We start from the raw sequence: 19,994 nt of genomic DNA, 5'->3' as shown, positions 1-19,994 counted from the left end.
GCTTATTCCTTTCTGATGGCGGGGCTGGCCACCGGGGCGGCGGCCGGTGTCGCGGCGGCCGGGGCGGCCTTGCGGCCCGCGGGGGGATCTTTGGGCTTGGGTGGCGCCGGGCGCTTGCCCAACAGGTAGTAGTCGAGCGCCTTGCGCGCGATCGGCGCCGCGGAGGCCGCGCCAAAGCCGGCATTTTCCACGACCAGGGCGATCGCGATCCGTGGATTGTCGGCGGGGGCGAAAGCGACGTAGAGTGCGTTGTCGCGATGGCGCTCGTCGATGGCGTTGGCATTGTACTTCTGGCCTTTCAGGCCGATCACCTGCGCGGTGCCGGTCTTGCCCGCCGAGATATAGCCGGCGTTGGCGAAAGCGCGATGGCCGGTGCCGTAGGACTCCTGGGTCACGCCCACCATGGTGTGCTTGATAAAATCGATGTTTTCCTGCTTGAGCGGGATGCGGCGGCTCTCTTTTTGCACCGTCAGGGTGCGCTGCTTGGTGGCGCCGTCCTCGATCATCTTGACCAGGTGCGGCTTCATCACCACGCCGTTGTTGGCCAGGGTCGAGACCGCGTGCGCCAGTTGAATCATGCTGTAGTTGTTGAAGCCCTGCCCGATCGACACTGAAATGGTATCGCCGCCTACCCATTTCTGTGCCGCGCGGCTCTTGGCAAAGCGCTTGGCCTTCCACTCCTTGGACGGCAGTACGCCGGTCTTCTCGTGGTCAAGGTCGATGCCGGTTGCGGAGCCGAAGCCGAACTGCCCCATGAAACTCGACATCCTGTCGATCCCCATCTCGTGGCCGAGCTGGTAATAATAAGTGTCGCACGACTCCACCACCGACTTGTACATGTCGACGGTGCCGTGGCCGCCCGGCTTGTCGTCATTGAAGCGGTGGCCGCCCAGCATGAAGAAGCCGGGGTCGCGAATCGCGTCGCTCGGCTTGCGCAGGCCCATTTCGAGCGCTGCCAGCGCCATGAAAGGCTTGAAGGTCGAGCCTGGCGGATAGGTGCCCGACAGCGGACGGTTCATCAAGGGCCTGTCGAGCGAGGTATTGAGTTCGTTCCAGCTCTGGGTGTCGATGCCGTCCACGAACAGGTTGGGATCGTAGCCGGGGCGCGAGACATAGGCCAGCACGTCGCCCGTGGCCGGCTCGATTGCCACCAGCGCGCCGCGATTGTCTCCAAAGGCTTCCTCGATGACCTTCTGCAGTTCGATGTCGAGCGAGAGGATCAGGTTGCTGCCCGGGACCGGTGCGGTGCGCGACAGGGTGCGAATGGCGCGCCCCCCGGCCGAACGTTCGACCTGCTCGTAGCCGGTGGTGCCATGCAGGTGGCTTTCGTACTTCTTCTCGACGCCCTCTTTGCCGATATGCTCGGTGCCCTTGTAGTTGGCGGCCAGTTCGTCTTCTTCGAGCCTGGCAGCCTCTTTCTGGTTGATGCGGCCGATATAGCCGATCACGTGCGAAGCGGTTTCTCCCAGCGGGTACTGGCGAAACAGGCGCGCCTGCACCTCCACGCCCGGGAAGCGGAAGCGCTGGGCGGTGAAGCGCGCCACTTCGTCGTCGGTCAGGCGGGTGCGGATCGGCACGCTTGCAAAACTGCGCGATTCTTCCAGCAGGCGCTTGAAGCGGCGCCGGTCGCGCTGCTCGATGACGACCAGCTTGGACAGTTCGTCGATCACCGATTCCAGGTTCGATTGCAGCTTGGAGCGCGTGATCTCGAGCGTATAGGCCGAATAGTTGCGGGCCAGGACCACGCCGTTGCGGTCCACGATCAATCCGCGGTTGGGCACGATCGGCACCAGCGCGATGCGGTTGTCTTCTGCCTGCAGCGCGAACTGGTCGTAGCGCAGCACCTGCAGCCAGACGAAGCGCGCCACCAGCAGGCCAAAGCAGATGAAGACCAGCCCCACCAGCGCTGTCATGCGCGTGCGGAACTGGTGGATCTCGCGGTCGTTGTCCTTGAATTCGGTCACAGCACTTGCTCGGATCGTGAAACAGGCATCAGATCGGCCGGGTATGGTCGCGGTCGACGGCGCGGCGCTGCGGCGCCAGCAGCAGCCAGGTGATCACCGGCCACAGTGCGACGGCGACCAGGCTTTCGACGAAATGCAGCAGGCCCGGGAAGCGGCCCGACGCGGTAAAGTGCACCACGGCCTGGACGGCCTGCGCGAACAGCAGCAGCGGAAACACGTGCATGGCCTGGGTCAGCATGGGGAACCACAGCACGCGGCGGTGGATCATGATGGCAAGGTAGGACAGCAGCGTGTAGGCGAGCGCATTTTCGCCCAGCAGGCTGGCGTCGTGCACGTCCATCAGCAGGCCCATCACGAACGCCACCCCGATGCCCACCCGGCGCGGCTGGTGGATGCCCCAGAACACCAGCACCACGGCGACGAAGTCGGGCGTACCCACCCAGCGGCCGAGCGGCAGCAGGTTGAGCATGAAGGCGCACACCAGGCTGAAGGTAATGAACAGTGGGCTGACGGGCAGCAGGATGTAATGCGGGCGGTTACCGGCCATTTATCGATTCTCCGTGGCGGCTGGGCGCGCCGGCGTGGCGACCGCGCCGGCGGTGGTGGCTGGTGCGGTGGTGGCTGGTGCCGTGGTGGCTGGCGCGGCGGTGGCTGGCGCGGTGCGCGCCGGCGTGCCGACGCCGGCGACCGCATTGGCCGGGCCGGCCTGCCCCTCGGCGGCCCCGCCCTGGCCTGGCGGCCCGCCCTGCGGCGGCAGCGGCATTGGCGCCAGCGGCGGGGTCGGCACCGGCGCCATGTCCGGCAGCTTGCTGCGCGCGGTGGTGGCGGCAGCTTTCGCCTCGGGCTGGGGCCGCGGCGGCAGGTTCGATTGCGACATGATGATCAAGAGCTGGCGCTGGCGGTCGATGCCCGCCAGCGGCTGGCAAATCACGCGCCCGAAAGCGCCGGCCGCAACGTTCTCGACCTGGATCACCTTGGCTACCGCCAGGCCGGCCGGATACATGCCGTCCAGGCCCGAGGTAACCAGCACGTCACCGACCTGGATGTCGGCATTGGCCACCACGAAGCGCAGGTCGAGCAGGCCGGAATGGCCGCGGCCGTAGGCGATGCTGCGCAGGCCGCTGCGCAGCACCTGCACCGGGATGGCCTGGTCCTTGTCGGTGAGCAGCGTGACTTCGGACGTGAACGGAAACACGCGCGTGACCTGGCCAACCACGCCGGCATGGTCGATCACCGGCAGGCCCAGCACCACATCATTGCGCGAGCCGCGGTCGAGTATCACGCGGCGGGTCGACGGGTCGCGTGCGTCGTACAGGATCTCGGCCATCTGGGCCTGCAGCGGCAAGTGCTGGCGCGCGTCCATCAGGCGCCGTAGATGGATGTTTTCGGCCATCTCGTACTGCGCCTGCTGCAGCACGCGCGCCTGCGCCAGCTGCTGCGTCTTGAGCTCGCGCACTTCTTTCTGGAGCGTGGAGAGCGACGAAAAATAGCCGCCCATGTTGCCGAGCACTTCACGCGGCATCAGGGCGGCCATCTGCAGTGGGTACAGCACGGTGGCCGCAACCTGGCGCACGGTGCCGAGGGTGTGATAGCGCGCGTCGACCACCAGCAGCACGACGGATATCAGCGCGAAGACGATCGCCTTGACCCGTGCTGGGGCACCTTGTTTGAACAGCGGCGGCGGACTGTATTCCATGTCCCGGTTGGTGTCCTGTCTAGTTGGTGCGGGGCGCGAATGTCAACGCGGGCAGACGCGCGCGGCTTGGATCCGCTCGCCCCTGCCCGCAGTGATGTCGATGGCGCCTGATGGTGTTGGCTGCGTTATTCGTAGGAGAAGATCGAGCCGAGCTTGTCCATGCGCTCGAGCGCCATGCCCGAACCGCGCACCACGCAGGTCAGTGGGTCTTCCGCCACCAGCACCGGCAGGCCGGTCTCTTCCATCAGCAGTCGGTCGAGGTCGCGCAGCAGCGCGCCGCCGCCGGTCAGCATCATGCCCTTTTCGGCGATGTCGGCGCCCAGTTCAGGCGGGGCCTGTTCCAGCGCGTTCTTCACGGCCGACACGATCTGGTTGAGCGGATCGGTCAGTGCTTCCAGGATCTCGTTGCTCGAGATGGTAAACGAGCGCGGGATGCCTTCGGACAGGTTGCGGCCCTTGACTTCCATTTCCTTGACTTCCGAACCCGGGAACGCCGAGCCGATTGCCTTCTTGATCGCTTCGGCGGTCTGCTCGCCGATCAGCATGCCGTAGTTGCGGCGAATGTAGTTGACGATGGCTTCGTCGAACTTGTCGCCGCCGACGCGCACCGAACCCTTGTAGACCATGCCGCCGAGCGAGATGATGCCCACTTCGGTGGTGCCCCCGCCGATGTCGACCACCATCGAGCCGGTCGCTTCGGATACCGGCAGGCCGGCGCCGATTGCCGCTGCCATCGGTTCTTCGATCAGGTAGACCTGCGAGGCGCCGGCGCCGAGCGCCGATTCACGGATCGCGCGGCGCTCGACCTGGGTCGAACCGCAAGGCACGCAAATGATGATGCGCGGCGAAGGGCGGAAGAACTTGGAGTCGTGGACCATGCGGATGAACTGCTTGAGCATCTGCTCGGTGACGGTGAAGTCGGCGATGACGCCATCCTTCATCGGCCGGATCGCCTCTATATTTCCCGGCACCTTGCCCAGCATTTGCTTGGCTTCCTTGCCCACTGCCTGGATCGTCTTCTTGCCGTTCGGGCCGCCTTCCTGGCGGATTGCGACGACCGACGGCTCGTCCAGCACGATACCCAGGCCGCGCACATAGATCAGGGTATTGGCGGTGCCCAGGTCGATCGCCAGGTCATTCGAGAAGTAGCTGCGTAAAAAACCAAACATGTGTGTCCTGATTGCGCATTGCAGTGCGCCGAAAAATTGATCGGGATTGTCCTTGCCGCGCCGGCCGGCACCTGCTGCCGAAGGCCACGCGGTCTTTGCTGCTGCGGGCCAGCTTTCGGCCCCATAGCGCATTAACCCGCCATTCTACCTTATAATTCGTCGATTAAACGCTGAAAACGGGGGGTTTTCCACCCCAATTCCAGAGCAAGATCGACGGTGTTACCAAGGTTTTATCGGCCGTAGCATGCCGTTCGCTGACGCCTTGCCAACATCCGTGAGGTGTCCGTTATTCGCGTTATCCATTCGATTCCAGCTTTCGATGTCGATTTTCGGACTCAATTTCGATCTCAACTTATCAACCGTTCAATTATCTTAGCGTGCGGCCCGCGCCGCGCCCCTTTGCCATGTCCCTGACACTTTCAGACGTAAAACGCATCGCCCACCTGGCCCAGCTCGAGATGGGCGAGGCCCACGCCGAGACCGCGCTGGCCGAACTGAACGGCATTTTCGCTCTCGCCGAGCAGATGCAGGCGGTGGACACGACCGGTGTCGCGCCGCTGTCCCAGCCGCTGGCCGCCATCCTGGCGCTGCCGCTGCGCCTGCGTGACGACGTGGTGACCGAAGAAAACCGCCGCGAAGACTATCAGGCGCCGGCACCGAAAGCCCAGGACGGCCTGTACCTGGTACCGAAGGTCATCGAGTAACCGTATTTACGTATTTTCGGATCGACACGCACATGCATAACAAGACCATCAAAGAACTGTCGGCGCTGCTGCACTCGAAGCAGATTTCGAGCACCGAACTGACCCGCCACTACCTCGGGCGCATCGATGCGAGCGGCCATAACGCCTTCCTGCACGTGGACCACGCGCGTTCGCTAGCCCAGGCCGCAGCGGCCGATGCCCGGCTCGCGTCGGGCAACGCCGGACCGCTGACCGGCGTGCCGATCGCGCACAAGGATATCTTCGTGACCAAGGGCTGGCGCACGACTGCCGGCTCGAAGATGCTGGCCAACTACGAGAGCCCGTTCGACGCGACCGTGGTCGAGCGCTTCCACGCGGCCGGCATGGTCACGCTGGGCAAGGTCAACCTCGACGAATTCGCGATGGGCTCGGCCAACGAGAATTCGGCCTTCGGCGCGGTGAAGAACCCGTGGGATCCGCTGGCGGTGCCGGGCGGCTCGTCGGGCGGCTCGGCCGCGGCCATCGCGGCGCGCCTGGCGCCAGCCGCCACTGCGACCGATACCGGCGGCTCGATCCGCCAGCCGGCCGCGTTCTGCGGCGTCACCGGCATCAAGCCGACCTATGGCCGCGTATCGCGTTTTGGCATGATCGCCTTTGCCTCGTCGCTCGACCAGGGCGGCCCGATCGCCCAGACCGCCGAAGACTGCGCGCTGCTGCTGGGCGAGATGATCGGCTTCGACGAACGCGATTCGACCAGCCTGACGGTCCAGCAAGGCAACGTGGCCGAGGACTTTACGCGCGACCTGAACCAGTCCTTGAGCGACCTGCGCATCGGCGTGCCGAAGGAATACTTCGGCGAAGGCCTGGCCAGTGATGTCGAGCAGGCAGTACGCGCGGCGCTCGACGAATTCGTGAAGCTGGGCGCTTCGCTGGTGGAGATTTCGCTGCCGAAGACCGCGCTGTCGATTCCGACCTATTACATCATCGCCCCGGCCGAAGCCTCGAGCAACCTGTCGCGTTTCGATGGCGTGCGCTATGGCCACCGCGCGGCCGAGTACAAGGATCTGCAAGACATGTACCGCAAAACCCGCGCCGAAGGTTTCGGCCGCGAGGTGCAGCGCCGCATCATGGTCGGCACCTATGTGCTGTGCCACGGCTACTACGACGCTTATTACGTGCAGGCGCAGAAGATCCGCCGCCTGATCGCCGACGACTTCCAGGCCGCGTTTGCCGACAAGTGCGACGTGATCATGGGGCCGGTGGCGCCGACGGTGGCCTGGGACCTGGGCGCCAAGGCCAACGACCCGGTGGCGAACTACCTGGCCGACATCTTCACGCTGTCGACCAGCCTGGCCGGCTTGCCCGGCATGTCGATCCCGGTCGGCTTCGGCCAGGGCGAGAAGAACGCCAAGCGCCCGGTCGGCCTGCAAATCATCGGCAACTACTTCAACGAGTCCAGGCTGCTGAACATCGCGCACCAGTACCAGCAAGTCACCGACTGGCATACGCGCGCGCCGGACGGCGTCTAAGCAACCCGTGCCGGCACAGAAAAACAGCAATACCCTGCCCGCACAGCGAACAGAAAAGAGAACACTATGCAATGGGAAGTCGTCATCGGTCTTGAGAACCACGTGCAGCTCACGACCAACTCGAAAATCTTCAGCGGCAGCCCGATCCGTTTCGGCGCCGAGCCGAACACGCAGGCCAGCCCGGTCGACCTGGCACTGCCGGGCGTGCTGCCGGTTCTGAACCGCGGCGCGGTCGAGCGCGCGATCCGCTTCGGCCTGGCCGTCGGCGCTACCATCGCGCCGCAGTCGGTCTTCGCGCGCAAGAACTATTTTTACCCCGACCTGCCGAAGGGCTACCAGATCAGCCAGTTCGAAGATCCGGTGGTCCAGGGCGGCACGGTCAGCTTCGCCTACGAAAAAGACGGCAAGCTGGAAACCAAGACCGTCAACCTGACCCGCGCCCACCTGGAAGAAGACGCCGGCAAGTCGCTGCACGAAGACTACGCCGGCATGAGCGGCATCGACCTCAATCGCGCCGGCACGCCGCTGCTCGAGATCGTATCGGAGCCGGAAATGCGCAGCGCGAACGAAGCGGTGGCCTATGCCAAGGCGCTGCACTCGCTGGTGATGTGGCTGGGCGTTTGCGACGGCAATATGCAAGAAGGCTCGTTCCGCTGCGACGTCAACGTCTCGGTGCGACCTATAGGACAGAAAGAATTCGGCACCCGCTGCGAGATCAAGAACCTGAACTCGTTCCGCTTCATGGAAGAAGCGATCCACTACGAAGTGCGGCGCCAGATCGAGCTGATCGAAGACGGCGGCCGGGTGATCCAGGCTACGCGCCTGTGGGACCCGGACAAGAAAGAGACGCGCTCGATGCGCACCAAGGAAGACGCGCAAGACTACCGCTACTTCCCCGACCCTGACCTGCCGCCGCTGGTCATCGAGCAGGCCTGGATCGACCGCATCCGGGCCGAGATGCCCGAACTGCCGGGCGCGCTGCGCGCACGCTTCACGGGCGACTACGGCCTGCCGGAATACGACAGCCTGGTGCTGACATCGTCGAAGGCGATGGCGACCTACTACGAAGCCGTGGTGGCCGCAGCCGGCAAGGAAAACGCCAAGGCCGCCGCCAACTGGCTGATGGGCGACGTGTCGTCGACCCTGAACCGCGCCGGCGTGGAAATCGATGCTTCGCCGGTGTCGGCGGCCCAGTTGGCCCTGCTGCTCAAGCGGATCGCCGATGGCACCATCTCGAACAAGGCCGGCAAGGAAGTGTTCGCAGCGATGTGGGAAGCCGGATCGACTGACGAGACCCTGGCCGACACCGTGATCGAGCAGAAGGGCCTGAAGCAGATTTCGGATACCGGCGCGCTGGAAGGCATCGTCGACGACGTACTGGCCGCGAACGCCAAGTCCGTCGAGCAATACCGCGCCGGCAAGGAAGCAGCGATCAACGCACTGATCGGCCAGGCGATGAAGGCGTCCAAGGGCAAGGCCAATCCGGCCCAGGTCACCGAACTGCTAAAGAAAAAGCTCGCCAACTAATGCCCCCCAATGAGGGTCAGAGTTGAATTAATCAGCAACTTCTAAAAGTTTCCTGTAATTCGACTCTGACCCTCATTCGTCGGCTGAGCAAAACTTGCAAAACAATGAGGGTCAGAGTCGAATTAAAAGCAATTCTGGAAAATTGCTCAACAATTTGACTCTGACCCTAATAGGTTTTAAGCGGGTTAGACGCCGTAGCGGCTGCGGTAGGTGGCGACGGCGGCTTTGTGCTGGGACAGGCGGGGGTCGGCGGTGGCGGCGGACAGGTAGCCGAACAGGTCGTCCAGATTCGCGATCGAGATCACCGGAATGCCGAATTCCTGCGCCACCTGCTGCACCGCCGAGTGCTCGGACAGCGCGCCGTCCTTGCCGGAGCGTTCCATGCGGTCGAGCGCGATCAGTACCGCGGCTGGCTCGGCGCCGGCGGCGCGGATCATGTCGACCGATTCGCGCACCGAGGTGCCGGCCGAGATCACGTCGTCTACGATCACGACCTTGCCGGCCAGCCTGGCGCCGACGATGGTGCCGCCCTCGCCGTGGTCCTTGGCTTCCTTGCGGTTGTAGGCAAACGAGGTATTGCGCCCCTTGCCGGCCAGCGCTACAGCAGTGGCCGAGGCCAGCGTGATGCCCTTGTAGGCCGGGCCGAACAGCATGTCGAAGTCCACGCCCGAATCAAGCAGCGTCTGGGCATAGAACTGTGCCAGCTGGCCCAGTGTGGCACCGTCGTGGAACAGGCCGGCGTTGAAGAAATATGGCGACAGGCGCCCGGCCTTGGTGGTGAATTCACCAAACTTCAATACTTCGGCCTTGACCGAAAATGCAATAAACTCCTGGCGCAGATCGCTCACGTGCTTCTCCTGAATATCCGAAAGCGCGTATTGTAAACCGCGCGCCTGGCTCACTGCAGCAACGCCCTGGCTGCTAGCGCCCTGCCCCATTTCCGAAGCGCGGCGAAACGCGCTACACTGTCGCGCTTTGCGTCCCAGCACTTCCAGGCCCTGCCTGCCAGCGGGCCTTCAATCCATCACCTATCTTTTTCGCTCTCGATGCCACGAATTATTTCCGCCAACCTGAACGGCATCCGTTCGGCAAACAAGAAGGGCTTTTTCACCTGGCTGGCCAGCCAGTCGGCCGACTACATCTGCGTCCAGGAACTCAAAGCCACGCAGGCCGACATGACCGAAGAACTGCTGTCGCCGCACGGCTACCATGGTCACTTTCACTACGCCGAGAAAAAAGGCTATTCGGGCACCGGCATCTATAGCCGCACGGCGCCGGACAACAAGCGCATCGGCTTCGGCTGCATGGAATTCGATGCCGAAGGCCGCTACACGCGCTGCGATTTCGGCAACCTGACCATCATCTCGCTCTACTGTCCTTCTGGCTCATCGTCGCCCGAGCGCCAACTGGCGAAGTTCCGCTTCATGGAAGTCTTCTTGCCGCACCTGGAACAGCTCAAGGCCGAGGGCCGCGAAGTGGTGATCTGCGGCGACTGGAACATCGCGCACAAGGAAATCGACCTGAAAAACTGGAAGAGCAACCAGAAAAATTCAGGCTTTTTGCCGGAAGAGCGCGCGTGGATGACGCGCATCTTCGACGAGGTCGGACTGGTCGACGTGCACCGCATGGTCGAGCCGGAAGCGGCCCATTACACCTGGTGGAGCAACCGCGGCCAAGCGTGGGCCAACAATGTCGGCTGGCGCATCGACTACCACATCGCGACCCCGGGCATTGCCGGCTGCGCCAAAGCGGTGTCGGTGTACAAGGATGAACGCTTCAGCGATCACGCGCCGCTGATCATTGATTACCATCTCTAATAGAAGACTAGGCGTTTATCAGCTTAACTTCTAGATGGCCACTCCAGCCTGAAGCCGCTGTCGAAGCGGCGCGCCTGGCCGCTGAGGGGATCGATGAAAGCGACGCTGCGCGCCAGCAGTTGCAGCGGCGCGCTGAAGTCGTCGCCCTTGCAGGGCAGCGCCCGCGGGTAGAACGTATCGTTGAGGATCGGCGCGCCCAGCGCTGCCAGGTGCAGGCGCAGCTGGTGCTTGCGGCCAGTGTGCGGATGCAGGCGGTAATGCGCCACCTCGCCACGGCGTTCGATCAGCTCCACCAGCGTTTCCGAATTCGGTTCACCCGGCACCTCGGTACTGACGAAGAACTGCTCGGCGTCTTGCATGCGGCTGCGGTAGGTGAACGGGAACTGCCGGCCCTCGATCGGACCGGCCAGCGCCTCGTAGACCTTGGTGACTACCCGCTTCTGGAACATCGACTGGTAGGCGCCGCGCGAGGCGGGATTGTGCGAGCAGATCACCACCCCCGCAGTCTCGCGGTCGAGCCGGTGGATCGGCGTCAGATGAGGCAGGTCGTACTGCTTTTTCAGCCTTACCAGAAGCGTCTCATGCAAGAAACGTCCGCTCGGGATGGTGGGCAGGAAGTGCGGCTTGTCTACCACCAGCAGATGCTCGTCCCTGAACAGCACCTGCTGAAGGAACGGGATCGGAGTCTCGGGAATGTCCAGCTCACGGTAATACCAGATGCGCATGCCCTGCCGTACCGGGCTGTCGGCGCGCAGCGGCGTCCCGTTCGCATCGACGATCTCGCCGCGCGCCAGGCGCCGCTCCCAGACACCCTGGGGCACATCGGGAAAGCGCTCTGCCAGGAAGCACAGCATGCCGCCGGCATGCGCCGCCGTCAGCCACAGGTAGCTGGGCGAGACGCCGTCGCGAATCGGCAGCGGAACCCGGGCGTTGGCTTCGGCCTGCCGCCCTCGCCTTGCGTTTCCCATTAGTGCAGGCTCACCAGGGCAATCCCATCAACGCAAATTGACGTTGGTACGATACGGCGCCAGTCGCGATACCGTGGTGCCCTTGGCGCGCGCGTACAGCGGCAGCAGCACGTTCATGTGCGCCTGCATGTCCTTGATGCGGCTCTCGCCGCCCGGGTGGGTCGACAGCAGCTCGATCGGCGCACGCTTGTTCAGCGCCGCCATCTTGCGCCACAGCGTGATGCCGGCGCGCGGGTCGTAACCGGCGCGCGACGAGATATCCAGGCCGACCAGGTCGGCCTCGCGCTCTTCGCTGCGCGAGAATTTCAGCACCAGCAGCTGGCCGGCCTGGCTGGCGACCGCGCCGGTAATGCCTGGATCGATGCCGAAGATTCCCGAGATCAAGGCGCCGACACTGCGTGCACCCATCGAGGTCAGGCCCGACTTGGCCATGCGCTCGCGCCCATGCTCACGCAGGGCGTGGGCGATCTCGTGGCCCATCACGGCGGCCACTTCGTCGTCGGTCAGCTTGAGCTGGGTGAGGATGCCCGAGAAGAAGCCGATACGCCCGCCCGGCATGCAGAAGGCGTTGATGTCTTTCGAGTCGATCAGATTGACCTGCCACTGCCAGTCGCCAGCCGCCTGGTTCCAGCGCGGCGCATGCGGGATGATGCGCTGCGCGATCTCGCGCAGGCGGCGAACTTCGGGGTGCGAAGCTGGCACCAGCACGCCCTTTTGCTGCGCCTCGCCCATCATCTGGGCGTATTGCTGCGCCGCAGCTTCGTCGAGCTGGGCCTCGGGAATCAGCACGCGCGCGCGCGACAGCGGCGTGACCTGGATACCGTCCTGCACCTCGGTGGCATGGTCTTGCGCCATGGGGCTGCCGACAGTGGCAATCAGGGACAGGCAGACGGCCAATTGCTTGAGTTTTTTCATTTCGTTCACCGACCGGCTGTTCTTAGCAGCCTGTCCTCATAGAAGTAAGCGTGATGGACACACAATAGGCGCCATCATCGCGGAAGGGAAGTTGCCCGACTAGGCGCTACCGCACATAAGCCGGTAACGGACGGCCCCGCCCTCAGGCGCTCGCGCGCTCTTTCTTGCGCAAGCGAAATACCGCCAGGCTGCCGCGCAAGTTCGGCAAAAACTCCACGGGCTGGCCGTCGGCCAGCGCCACGCATTCGAGCACCTCGAGGCCGCATTCCTCGGCCAGCTCCTGAAAATCATAGATCGTTGCGCAGCGCACGTTCGGGGTGTCGTACCACTGGTAGGGCAGCGCGCGCGAGACCGGCATGCGCCCGCGCAGCAGCGCCAGGCGGTGCGGCCAGTGGGCGAAATTCGGAAACGAGACAATGGCTTCGCGGCCGACCCGGACGATATCGCGCAGCAGCGCCTCGACATGCTGCATCATCTGCAGCGACGACAGGCACAGCACCGTGTCAAAAGTATTGTCGCCGAACAGGCCCAGGCCCTGCTCCATGTCGTGCTGGATCACGCTGACGCCGCGCCGGGTGCTGGCCAGCACCTTGTCGTCGGCGATCTCGATGCCGTAGCCGGTACAGCCCTTGTCCAGTTCCAGGTAGCGCAGCATGGCGCCGTCGCCGCAGCCGACGTCGAGTACGTGCGCGCCCTCGCCCACCCAATGCGCAATGAAGGCCAGGTCGGGCCGCAAGGAGATCAGGTCGTCGAAATTCATGGCGCCACCTCCGCGCCAGCCGCGCCAGACAATTCCAGCGCGATGCGATCGATATACGCCCGCACCACGCCAAGATAGCGCGGGTCTTCCAGCAGGAAGGCATCGTGGCCGTGCGGCGCGTCGATCTCGGCATAGGTCACCTGGCGCCGGTTCGAGATCAAGGCCTGGACGATCTCGCGGCTACGCTCCGGCGAGAAGCGCCAGTCGGTGCTGAACGAGGCAATCAGGAATTGCGCCCGGGTTCCCGCCAGTGCGCGGGTCAGGTCGCCATCGTGCATGCGCGCCGGATCGAAATAGTCGAGCGCCTTGGTGATGAGCAAATAGGTGTTGGCGTCGAAGTATTTCGAGAACTTGTCGCCCTGGTAGCGCAGGTAAGACTCGATCTCGAAGTCGATGCCGAAGTCGAAACCGTAGTCGTCCGGACCGGCATCCCGGTCCTGTGCGCCGTTGCGCAGCCGGCGCCCGAATTTTTCAGCCATGTCATCGTTCGACAAATAGGTGATGTGGCCCACCATGCGCGCCACTTTCAGGCCGTTTTTCGGCACCACGCCATGCTCGTAGAAGTCGCCGCCGTGGTAGTCGGGATCGGCCAGGATGGCCTGGCGCGCGACGTCGTTGAAGGCGATGTTCTGGGCCGAGAGCTTGGGCGTGGAGGCGATCACGATGCAGTGGCGCAGGCGCTCGGGGAACTGGATGCTCCACGAGAGCGCCTGCATTCCACCCAGCGAGCCGCCCATCACCGCGGCAAAACAGTCGATGCCGAGGCGGTCGGCCAGGCGCGCCTGGGCGCTGACCCAGTCTTCCACCGTCAGCAACGGAAAGGCGGCGCCATACGGCTTGCCGGTGGCCGGGTTATGGTGCATCGGGCCGGTCGAACCGAAGCACGAGCCCAGGTTGTTCACCCCGATCACGAAGAAGCGGCTGGTATCGAGCGGCTTGCCCGGCCCGACCATGTTGTCCCACCAGCCCAGGCTATTGGGCTGGTCGGCATAGGTGCCGGCCACATGATGCGAAGCGTTGAGCGCGTGGCAGACCAGCACCGCGTTGGATTTGTCGGCATTGAGCGTGCCATAGGTTTCATACATCAGCGTGTAGTCGCCGAGGTGCGCGCCGCTTTGAAGGCGCAGCGGCTCGGCGAAATGCATCGCCTGTGGTGTGACTGTTCCGATCGATCCCATGAAGCTTGTCGTGATATTCCAGTGTGGTTGCAGCCTTGGCCGCCAGTTCAGAGGGACTGCAGCTGCTCTACCGCGTAGGCAATCTCGTCCGGCTCGGTCGAGCGCAGGATGCGGCGCGTGCGCAAGGTGATCGCGGCCAGGTCGCTGCTGAGGATTTCCTGTTTCACCGACAGCAGCTGGGCCGGGTGCATCGAGAACTCGCGCAGGCCCATCCCCAGCAGCAGGCGGGTCAGCTTGGCGTCGCCCGCCATCTCGCCGCACACGGCGACATCGAGCCCGGCCTTCTGGCCGGTGGCGATGGTCTGGGCCAGCAGCGTCAGCACCGCCGGGTGCAGCGGATTGTACAGGTGCGCCACTTCGTAATCGACGCGGTCGATCGCAAGCAGGTACTGGATCAGGTCATTGGTGCCGATCGACAAAAAGTTCATGCGCTTGACGAACATCGGCAGCGCCAGCGCGGCCGCCGGAATCTCGATCATGGCGCCGACTTCCACCGCCGGATCGAACTTGAGGTTTTCTTCGCGCAGTTGCGCCTTGGCCTGCTCGATCATGCTCAGCGTCTGGTCGATCTCGAAGGCATGCGCCAGCATCGGGATCAGGATGCGAACCTTGCCAAAGGCCGACGCGCGCAGGATCGCGCGCAGCTGGGTCAGGAACAGCTGGGGTTCGGCCAGGCAGTAACGGATCGCGCGCAGGCCCAGTGCCGGATTGAGCGCCGTATGCTCGGTCGGATCGAGCGGCTTGTCGGCGCCGACGTCGAGCGTGCGAATGGTGACTGGACGGCCCTTCATGGCCAGCACCGCCTTGCGGTACTGCTCGAACTGCTCGTCTTCGCTGGGGATGCGCAGGGCATTACCCAGCACGTTCGAGCGCCCCATGAACAGGAACTCCGAACGGAACAGGCCGACCCCGTTGGCGCCGGCCTCGAGCGCCCCGGCGCAGTCTTCCGGCAGCTCGATGTTGGCCATCAGCTTGATCGGGGTGCCGTCCTTGGTGACCGCGGGCGTCTTCTTGAGCTTGAGCAGGCGCTTGCGCGCCCGGCCCAGCGCCGCCTGGCGCGCGCGGTACTGCTCCAGCACCAGCTGGCTCGGATTGCAGATCACCACGCCGGCGTCGCCGTCGACGATCACCCAGTCGTCCTGCTCGATCAGGCGCGATGCCTGGCTCATGCCCACCGCCGCCGGAATGTCGAGCGAACGCGCGACGATCGCGGTGTGCGAGTTCTGGCCGCCGACATCGGTCACGAAACCGATGAAGGAACGCTGTCCGCCGTCATGGTCGCGGAAGGCCAGCATGTCGGCCGGCGAAATATCGTGCGCCACCACGATCATTTGCGGCGCCGCGTGGTCGTCGCCGGAAAACACCGGCGGCACGCTCAGGGCGGTGCCCATCAGGACCTTGAGCACGCGCTCGGCCACCTGCTGGATATCGTGCTTGCGCTCGCGCAGGTATTCATCTTCGATCTCGTCGAACTGACTGGAGAGCTCGTCGATCTGGGTCACCAGCGCCCATTCGGCGTTGTAGTGGCGGGTACGGATGATATCGAGCGGCGCTTCCGAGATCATCGGGTCGGACAGGATCAGCGCGTGCACATCGATGAAGGCACCCAGTTCGGTCGGTGCGTCCTTGGGCAACTCGGTCCACAGCGCCTGCAGGCCACGGTGTACTTCGGCGATGGCGTGCTGCAGGCGGGCGACTTCGGCCTCGACCTGCTCTTCGGGGACCAGGTAATGCTTGACGTCGAGCGCCGCCGGCGTGAGCAGATGCACGCGGCCGATCGCAATGCCGCGTGAAACCGGAATACCGTGCAGTGTGAACGATGCCATCGAAGGTCCTGTGTGACGCGGAGTCGCCGCTTCGCGCGGCATTACTCGCTTTCGCCGAACTTGTCGTTGATCAGGCCACTCAAGGCAGCGATGCAGGCTTCTTCGTCGGCACCGTCGGCCTCGAGCAGCACTTTCGCACCCTTGCCGGCGGCAAGCATCATGACGCCCATGATCGACTTGGCGTTGATGCGGCGGCCATTACGGGTGAGCCAGACGTCGCTCTGGAATTTCGCGGCCATCTGGGTGAGTTTGGCGGAGGCGCGGGCGTGCAGGCCCAGCTTGTTGATGATCTCTAGTTCCTGTTGAATCATGTTCTCTTTATCAATTTATCGTCAGAACCGCTGGGCGCGCCGCCCCGCTTCAGTTGATCAATCAGCTCGATCCGATCCGGATCCGGTTATCCACCCTCACCGCGCCATTCTGGGCGCCGGCCAGCGCCATTTCGACGACCACGTCGAGCGTGTCGCGGCGGTAGGTAATCGCCCGCAGCAGCATCGGCAAGCTGATGCCGGCAATGACTTCCACGTGGCCGGCACTGGCCAGCGAATTGCAACAATTGGACGGGGTCCCGCCCTTGATATCGGTGATGACCAGCACGCCGTCGCCGTCGTCCAGGCGCGCAATGGCCTCCTTGGCCCGTGCGTTCACTTCGTTGATGTCCTGGTCGGCGGCCACGTCGATCGCCTCGAAGCGTTCGGTGGGACCGCGAAACACGTGTGCTACCGCGGCGATGAAGGCCTGGCCCAGCGGTGCGTGGGTCATCAGCAGGATGCCTACCATGTCAGTGTCTGCTTGGTGTGGGGTTCAGGAGCTGCTGTTCGACCGCGTCGATGAACATCGCGGCCACGTCGAATCCGGTCTGGTCGGCGATCTCCTGGAAGCAGGTCGGGCTGGTAACGTTCACTTCGGTCAGGTAATCGCCGATCACATCCAATCCTACCAGCAATAAGCCGCGTGCGGCCAGGACCGGTCCCAGCGCTTCGGCGATTTCTCGGTCGCGCTCGGTGATCGGCTGGGCCACGCCGATACCGCCGGCTGCCAGGTTGCCCCGCACTTCGTTGCCCTGCGGAATGCGCGCCAGCGCGAAGGGCACCGGCTTGCCGCCGATGACCAGGATTCGCTTGTCGCCCTGTTCGATCGCGGGGATGAATTTCTGGGCCATGATGGTGTGCTGGCCGTTGACGGTCAGCGACTCGATCACGGCGCCCAGGTTCATGCCGTCTTGCTTGATGCGGAAAATGCCGGCGCCGCCCATGCCATCAAGCGGCTTGAAGATCACGTCGCCATGCTTGTCGTGGAAGGCGCGCAGGCGCGCCATGTTCGACGACACCAGCGTCGGCGAAGTGTACTGGCTAAATTGCGCAATCGACAGCTTCTCGTTGTGGTCGCGAATCGCCCCCGGACGGTTGAAAATGCGCGCGCCGCGGCGCTCGGCCAGTTCCAGCAAATAAGTGCCATAGACATATTCCATGTCGAAGGGCGGATCCTTGCGTTCGATCACGGCGTCGAAATCACACAACTCGACGATTTCCGGCGCATCGGCGCGGTACCAGGCGTCGGGCTCGCCGGTCAGGGTCAAGCGCGTGGCTTGCGCCGTCACCACGCCTTCTTCGAGCACCATGTCGCGTTGTTCGAACGCATAAATGGCATGCCCGCGCCTGGCGGCTTCGCGCATCATGGCGAAGGTCGAATCCTTGTAAATCTTGAAGGTGGCGATGGGATCGGCGAGGAAGGCGATTTTCATGGACTGTCCAATGCAGGGAATGTCCTGATTTTAGCCGGAAACGCCGATGTTCGCGGGCGGCCCATCCGTTCGCCCTGCGGCGCTGCATGTCAGGCACGGTTGATGTTATCGTCTTGCAAACGATCCAGGAGGCAGTCCATGACAGCGCAAGCACGCAAGGCAGCAAGCGAGGCGGTATTACAGCAGCACGGTATTGGCGTGAACCCGCAGCTGCCAATGCTCGACGACGACGACGGGGTGAGCTTGCGCAGCGAGCAAGAAGTATGGTGCCGGCTGGTGGCGCTGTGGGGCGTGGTGAGCACCGCGATGCTGCGCCAGAACACGTTCTTTAAAGAGTATTTCGCCACTCCAGAGCGCAGGTCGATGCTGTCGAACGACGAGGCGGCCTTCCTGTTCGAGGACACGCCGCCCGAAGAAGACATCATTCGCTTTTCGTGGCGGCTCGAAGCCCTGGTGTTCCTGGCCTGGTGTGCGGGGCTGGTCGACGACGTGGGCGACAGCGCCAGCTTGCCCGCCGCACCATCAAACGCCGAGGAGATCTTGCCGCTCTACCCGCACGACCTGCTCGACGCCACCACCTTGCGCGCGGCGATCCGCCTGCGCGGCAAGGCCGAGATCCTCGACCGGGCCGACCTGCTGTACCGCCTGCACTGGGCAGTGCGCGATGCCAAGCTCACTGGCAGCGCGCCGCCGGCCGGCATCAATCCCGGCGTGGTGCTGGAATGGCACCACGCGGTCAACTGGATGATCCGGGATGGCGACGAAGACGACTGGGATGCCGTCTCGACCGATACCTGACCGGTTGTTAGTAAACTTCGGGGTTGGGGTCGGTGCGCTCGAGTTCGAGCGACGCGGCCAGCAGGCCCAGGCGCGCCACCACGCCGTACACATAGAAGCGGTTCGGCGCCGCCGTGCCCGGCTTGGCTTTCAGGTCGGGCATGGCGTGCTGCTGGGCAAAAGCCAGTGGCACGTATTGCGAGCCGGGCGCGTTCAGGTTCTGGTCGATGCCGCGCTCGGCGTGCACGCGGTAGAAGCCGCCCACCACGTAGCGGTCGATCATGTAGACCACCGGCTCGGCCACCGCATCGTTGATGCTTTCGAACGTCGGCACGCCTTCTTGCACGATCATGTCGTTGACCGCTACGCCATCTTTAATGACGGTCATCTTGTTGCGCTGTGCACGGCTCAGGTCGCGCACCTCGCTGGCGTCTTTCACCGTCATTACGCCCATGCCATAGGTGCCGGCATCGGGCTTGACGATCACGAAGGGCTTTTGCTCCTTCATGCCGTATTCCTTGTATTTCTTCTTGATCTTGGAGAGCAGCGCCGAGACGGCATCGGCCAGCTGCTCGGTGCCGACGTCTTGCTGCAGGTCGAGCTCGCTGACCTTGCTATGCAGCGGGTTGACCAGCCACGGATCGATGTCGATCAGCTTGCCGAACTTCTTGGCCACTTCGTCGAAGGCCTTCAGGTGATTGCTCTTGCGGCGCAGCGCCCAGCCCGCGTGCACCGGCGGCAGCAGCGACTGCTCGTGGATGTTTTCCAGGATCGATGGAATGCCGCTGGACAGGTCATTGTTCAGCAAAATGGTGCACGGGTCGAAATCGACCAGGCCGACGCGCCGCCCGTTACTTGACCGCACCAGTGGTTCGACCACCAGCATGTTTCCGTCCGGTAGCGCCAGCGGCGTCGGCTGGGTGATATCCGGCGACAGCGAACCGAGCCGCACGTGCAGGCCGGTCTGGCGGAAGATCTGCATCAGGCGCGCCACGTTCTGCAGGTAGAGCGGATGACGCGCATGCGTTTCCGGAATCATCAGCAGGTTGCGCGCATCGGGACAATACTTGTCGATCGCGGCCATGGCGGCCTGTACCGCCAGCGGCAGCATTTCGGTCGCCAGGTTATTAAAGCCGCCCGGAAACAGGTTGGTGTCGACCGGTGCCAGCTTGTAGCCGGCATTGCGCAAGTCGACCGAGCAATAGAACGGCGGCGTATGCTCCTGCCACTCGAGGCGGAACCAGCGCTCGATGGCGGGCGTGGCTTCGAGAATTTTCTTTTCCAGGTCGAGCAAGGGACCGGTCAGGGCGGTGGCGAGGTGCGGAACCATGAGGTGGACTTCCTAGTAGTGGCTTGTTTGAATTATATCGGTACCGTTATATAAGGACGATGCTGTTGTTTTAAAGTCGCGCACTGACCAGCATGAAGAAAGGCGCCCGCA

General features: G+C 63.8%; 19 protein-coding genes. 5 read left to right on the top strand and 14 right to left on the bottom strand.

Annotation, left to right across the window (positions count from 1 at the left end):
• Positions 1-2: 2 nt before the first annotated feature.
• The 4 genes from mrdA to NRS07_RS04325 form a co-directional block, all read right to left on the bottom strand.
• Positions 3-1,964 (bottom strand): penicillin-binding protein 2, encoded by a 1,962-nt coding sequence (gene mrdA / locus NRS07_RS04340; RefSeq protein WP_259211420.1) that lies wholly within the window; start codon positions 1,962-1,964, stop codon positions 3-5.
• 28 nt (positions 1,965-1,992) lie between these two features.
• Positions 1,993-2,511: a rod shape-determining protein MreD gene (gene mreD / locus NRS07_RS04335; protein WP_259211418.1), complete on the bottom strand. Its 519-nt coding sequence runs from the start codon at positions 2,509-2,511 to the stop codon at positions 1,993-1,995.
• The gene (gene mreC, locus NRS07_RS04330) at positions 2,512-3,660 is read right to left on the bottom strand and encodes a rod shape-determining protein MreC (protein WP_259211417.1); all 1,149 of its coding nucleotides are present in this window, start codon (positions 3,658-3,660) and stop codon (positions 2,512-2,514) included. It abuts the gene before it with no gap.
• 125 nt (positions 3,661-3,785) lie between these two features.
• Positions 3,786-4,829: a rod shape-determining protein gene (locus NRS07_RS04325; protein WP_259211416.1), complete on the bottom strand. Its 1,044-nt coding sequence runs from the start codon at positions 4,827-4,829 to the stop codon at positions 3,786-3,788.
• 404 nt (positions 4,830-5,233) lie between these two features.
• Here NRS07_RS04325 and gatC point away from each other — a divergent pair, with 404 nt between their 5' ends.
• The 3 genes from gatC to gatB all read left to right on the top strand — a co-directional run bounded on the left by gatC (position 5,234) and on the right by gatB (position 8,568).
• Positions 5,234-5,533, top strand: a complete 300-nt coding sequence (gene gatC, locus NRS07_RS04320; protein WP_259211415.1) for an Asp-tRNA(Asn)/Glu-tRNA(Gln) amidotransferase subunit GatC — start codon at positions 5,234-5,236, stop codon at positions 5,531-5,533.
• Between the two features lie 32 nt (positions 5,534-5,565).
• Positions 5,566-7,041 (top strand): Asp-tRNA(Asn)/Glu-tRNA(Gln) amidotransferase subunit GatA, encoded by a 1,476-nt coding sequence (gene gatA, locus NRS07_RS04315; RefSeq protein ID WP_259211414.1) that lies wholly within the window; start codon positions 5,566-5,568, stop codon positions 7,039-7,041.
• Between the two features lie 66 nt (positions 7,042-7,107).
• A complete protein-coding gene (gatB, locus tag NRS07_RS04310) occupies positions 7,108-8,568 on the top strand; it encodes an Asp-tRNA(Asn)/Glu-tRNA(Gln) amidotransferase subunit GatB (protein ID WP_259211412.1) in 1,461 nt (486 codons plus the stop codon).
• Positions 8,569-8,753: 185 nt separating this feature from the next.
• On the opposite strand, the gene pyrE is transcribed toward gatB, so the two are convergent.
• Entirely contained in the window at positions 8,754-9,416 is a 663-nt protein-coding gene (gene pyrE, locus NRS07_RS04305) for an orotate phosphoribosyltransferase (protein ID WP_259211411.1), read from the bottom strand.
• Between the two features lie 198 nt (positions 9,417-9,614).
• Between pyrE and NRS07_RS04300 the strand changes: the two genes are divergently transcribed.
• Positions 9,615-10,385, top strand: a complete 771-nt coding sequence (locus NRS07_RS04300; protein WP_259211410.1) for an exodeoxyribonuclease III — start codon at positions 9,615-9,617, stop codon at positions 10,383-10,385.
• Positions 10,386-10,408: 23 nt separating this feature from the next.
• Here the strand turns inward: NRS07_RS04300 and NRS07_RS04295 are convergent, their stop codons facing one another.
• From NRS07_RS04295 to gshB, 8 genes are all read right to left on the bottom strand, one after another.
• On the bottom strand, positions 10,409-11,353 hold the full coding sequence (locus NRS07_RS04295; protein WP_259211409.1) for a pseudouridine synthase: 945 nt from the start codon (positions 11,351-11,353) through the stop codon (positions 10,409-10,411).
• A gap of 27 nt (positions 11,354-11,380) precedes the next feature.
• On the bottom strand, positions 11,381-12,268 hold the full coding sequence (locus tag NRS07_RS04290; protein WP_259211408.1) for a M48 family metallopeptidase: 888 nt from the start codon (positions 12,266-12,268) through the stop codon (positions 11,381-11,383).
• 142 nt (positions 12,269-12,410) lie between these two features.
• Complete coding sequence (gene metW, locus NRS07_RS04285) at positions 12,411-13,028, bottom strand: methionine biosynthesis protein MetW (RefSeq protein ID WP_259211407.1); 618 nt, start codon at positions 13,026-13,028, stop codon at positions 12,411-12,413.
• The gene (locus NRS07_RS04280) at positions 13,025-14,206 is read right to left on the bottom strand and encodes a homoserine O-acetyltransferase (protein WP_259211406.1); all 1,182 of its coding nucleotides are present in this window, start codon (positions 14,204-14,206) and stop codon (positions 13,025-13,027) included. The genes metW and NRS07_RS04280 overlap by 4 nt, the downstream gene beginning before the upstream one ends.
• 47 nt (positions 14,207-14,253) lie before the next feature.
• Positions 14,254-16,032 (bottom strand): phosphoenolpyruvate--protein phosphotransferase, encoded by a 1,779-nt coding sequence (gene ptsP / locus NRS07_RS04275; RefSeq protein ID WP_259211405.1) that lies wholly within the window; start codon positions 16,030-16,032, stop codon positions 14,254-14,256.
• A gap of 41 nt (positions 16,033-16,073) precedes the next feature.
• A complete protein-coding gene (locus NRS07_RS04270; RefSeq protein ID WP_259211404.1) occupies positions 16,074-16,343 on the bottom strand; it encodes an HPr family phosphocarrier protein in 270 nt (89 codons plus the stop codon).
• 61 nt (positions 16,344-16,404) lie between these two features.
• A complete protein-coding gene (locus tag NRS07_RS04265; protein WP_259211403.1) occupies positions 16,405-16,812 on the bottom strand; it encodes a PTS sugar transporter subunit IIA in 408 nt (135 codons plus the stop codon).
• 1 nt (position 16,813) lies between these two features.
• Positions 16,814-17,776, bottom strand: a complete 963-nt coding sequence (gene gshB, locus NRS07_RS04260; protein WP_259211402.1) for a glutathione synthase — start codon at positions 17,774-17,776, stop codon at positions 16,814-16,816.
• A 138-nt stretch (positions 17,777-17,914) separates the two neighbouring features.
• Here gshB and NRS07_RS04255 point away from each other — a divergent pair, with 138 nt between their 5' ends.
• Positions 17,915-18,574, top strand: a complete 660-nt coding sequence (locus NRS07_RS04255) for a DUF4272 domain-containing protein (protein WP_259211401.1) — start codon at positions 17,915-17,917, stop codon at positions 18,572-18,574.
• A gap of 7 nt (positions 18,575-18,581) precedes the next feature.
• Here the strand turns inward: NRS07_RS04255 and gshA are convergent, their stop codons facing one another.
• Positions 18,582-19,883, bottom strand: a complete 1,302-nt coding sequence (gshA, locus tag NRS07_RS04250; protein ID WP_259211400.1) for a glutamate--cysteine ligase — start codon at positions 19,881-19,883, stop codon at positions 18,582-18,584.
• Positions 19,884-19,994 lie beyond the last annotated feature (111 nt).

The organism is Massilia sp. H6 (assembly GCF_024802625.1).
GTDB lineage: Bacteria > Pseudomonadota > Gammaproteobacteria > Burkholderiales > Burkholderiaceae_D > Telluria.
The sequence above is the reverse complement of the archived record's forward strand: the minus strand, read 5'-3'. Positions and strand labels throughout refer to the sequence as shown.

Excerpts from the sequence above, each read along its gene's own strand:
- mreD (WP_259211418.1), bottom strand. The coding sequence starts at position 2,511 with ATGGCCGGTAACCGCCCGCATTACATCCTGCTGCCCGTCAGCCCACTG.
- mreC (WP_259211417.1), bottom strand. The coding sequence starts at position 3,660 with ATGGAATACAGTCCGCCGCCGCTGTTCAAACAAGGTGCCCCAGCACGG.
- NRS07_RS04325 (WP_259211416.1), bottom strand. The coding sequence starts at position 4,829 with ATGTTTGGTTTTTTACGCAGCTACTTCTCGAATGACCTGGCGATCGAC.
- gatC (WP_259211415.1), top strand. The coding sequence starts at position 5,234 with ATGTCCCTGACACTTTCAGACGTAAAACGCATCGCCCACCTGGCCCAG.
- gatA (WP_259211414.1), top strand. The coding sequence starts at position 5,566 with ATGCATAACAAGACCATCAAAGAACTGTCGGCGCTGCTGCACTCGAAG.
- gatB (WP_259211412.1), top strand. The coding sequence starts at position 7,108 with ATGCAATGGGAAGTCGTCATCGGTCTTGAGAACCACGTGCAGCTCACG.
- NRS07_RS04300 (WP_259211410.1), top strand. The coding sequence starts at position 9,615 with ATGCCACGAATTATTTCCGCCAACCTGAACGGCATCCGTTCGGCAAAC.
- NRS07_RS04295 (WP_259211409.1), bottom strand. The coding sequence starts at position 11,353 with ATGGGAAACGCAAGGCGAGGGCGGCAGGCCGAAGCCAACGCCCGGGTT.
- NRS07_RS04290 (WP_259211408.1), bottom strand. The coding sequence starts at position 12,268 with ATGAAAAAACTCAAGCAATTGGCCGTCTGCCTGTCCCTGATTGCCACT.
- metW (WP_259211407.1), bottom strand. The coding sequence starts at position 13,028 with ATGAATTTCGACGACCTGATCTCCTTGCGGCCCGACCTGGCCTTCATT.
- NRS07_RS04280 (WP_259211406.1), bottom strand. The coding sequence starts at position 14,206 with ATGGGATCGATCGGAACAGTCACACCACAGGCGATGCATTTCGCCGAG.
- ptsP (WP_259211405.1), bottom strand. The coding sequence starts at position 16,032 with ATGGCATCGTTCACACTGCACGGTATTCCGGTTTCACGCGGCATTGCG.
- NRS07_RS04270 (WP_259211404.1), bottom strand. The coding sequence starts at position 16,343 with ATGATTCAACAGGAACTAGAGATCATCAACAAGCTGGGCCTGCACGCC.
- NRS07_RS04265 (WP_259211403.1), bottom strand. The coding sequence starts at position 16,812 with ATGGTAGGCATCCTGCTGATGACCCACGCACCGCTGGGCCAGGCCTTC.
- gshB (WP_259211402.1), bottom strand. The coding sequence starts at position 17,776 with ATGAAAATCGCCTTCCTCGCCGATCCCATCGCCACCTTCAAGATTTAC.
- NRS07_RS04255 (WP_259211401.1), top strand. The coding sequence starts at position 17,915 with ATGACAGCGCAAGCACGCAAGGCAGCAAGCGAGGCGGTATTACAGCAG.
- gshA (WP_259211400.1), bottom strand. The coding sequence starts at position 19,883 with ATGGTTCCGCACCTCGCCACCGCCCTGACCGGTCCCTTGCTCGACCTG.